Source organism: Johannesbaptistia floridana, assembly GCF_057440575.1.
Map to the genome: position 1 here is coordinate 1 of NZ_JALKVM010000270.1, position 1,654 is coordinate 1,654.

General features: G+C 35.7%; 1 protein-coding gene. It reads right to left on the reverse strand.

All coding sequences use genetic code 11. The features are described 5' to 3' along the window. Positions 1–203 precede the first annotated feature (203 nt). Positions 204–647 carry a PEP-CTERM sorting domain-containing protein gene (locus MW688_RS16865; RefSeq protein ID WP_486737180.1) on the reverse strand — a complete coding sequence of 148 codons (444 nt, stop codon included), beginning with the start codon at positions 645–647 and terminating at the stop codon, positions 204–206. Positions 648–1,654 lie beyond the last annotated feature (1,007 nt).

Consider the following 1,654-nt stretch of genomic DNA (forward strand, 5'->3'; position numbering starts at 1 on the left):
CTTTAACTCATTACTCATTACTCATTACTCATTACTCATTACTCATTACTCAACCACAACCAGTAACTTTGGGTAAAGATGCAAGAGCTGAGTTGTAGGTTGGGTTAAACAAAGTGCAACCCAACAATCAGAGTCTATGGTCATCTTTATTAATCATAGAAGCGCCTCTAGTTAAAGAGGCTTGAATCAATCTTGTGAACCTGTTATCTTTGTTTATTTTTTTGTTTCTTTAACATTGGTAAACAAGCAGCGACAAAACTTGTACCTAGAATCGTTAAAGGTTCTGGTACTACATTAGATGGGGAGACATTAAAGGTGACATTATCGATGCCTACGTCAAAACCATCTGGGCCAAATTGAATTTTAATCCCATCATTTCTAGTTAGATTAGGAGTAAAATTACTAGCCACATCGCCATCAACAGTAATATTTCCAGAACTGAATAACACTTGTGAATAGTTGAGGTTATATATGGTAACTTGAGATGTCCTATCGACATTTGGCCAAGATCCTAAATCGAAACTTTCTAAGGTAACCTGAAAGCCTGGATCTGGATCTAAAGTAATTTCACCAACACCAAAACTATTAGATCCATTAGTATATGAAATATCAGTTAAATCGCTATAATTGTTAGCCCAATAAAGCATATTTGGATTAAGTACACTACTATTTCCTGAACCAGAAAGGCTACGATAAGTAACATCTAGGTTGGGCTGATCGCCATAAGTTTGTGGAATTTCTTGACTATTGTTAAGACCAAGTCCGGCAAAATCTAAGACAGCAGCTTCACCAGAAGCAAGACTGCTAAAGAGAGAAACAATTGTTGCTACGGGTAAAATCAGTGGCTTAAGTTTAGTGTATTTTTTTTGTTATACATCATCTTACTAAAATTCTTAACTGGCAGATTAAAATATAACACACTATTTTAGTTTGTCAAGCTAATGTGACTTGATCATAATTGTCTTTGTAGTTCGCAGTTCGCAATAAAAATTAGCGAATAACAGTGTGTAGGTTTTGTATTAAAGACTTCTATAGCTAGAGTAGGAGGTAAGGCTAGAGACACTGAAATCAAAAATGCAGTAAATACGGTTAATCGTGCTCAACAAGCCTATTATCTTAAGAAAGGAGATTTTGCCCCTGGTTCTAAGAAAGGATGTAAAAATATGCAAGTTGAGAGATTAAGAGCGATCGCCATTATACCTGCTTGACTTCAAAATTAATATCTTGTAGGTTTGCTTAAACTACACGAGCTTTTGTAGGGTTTAACTCTTATGGTGCGTTACACGCACGTTAACGCACCCTACAAACTACTACATGGTATCAGGAGATCGCCATCATACCTGTTTCACTTCAAACTTAATATCTTGTACTCATATCTTGCATCAGAACAAAAGTACTAAATAGGCCAACAGGCGAGAATCAATTTTTAAGCGCGATCGCATTAATTCTTTAACTCATTACTTCAAAACTTCTTTCACTTCAAAACTCCTTACTCCTTACTCCTTACTTCTTACTTCTTACTCATTACTCATTACTCATTACTCATTACTCATAATTCAACCACAACCAGTAACTTTGGGTAAAGATGCAAGAGCTGAGTTGTAGGTTGGGTTAAACAAAGTGCAACCCAACAATCAGAGTCTATGATAATAAG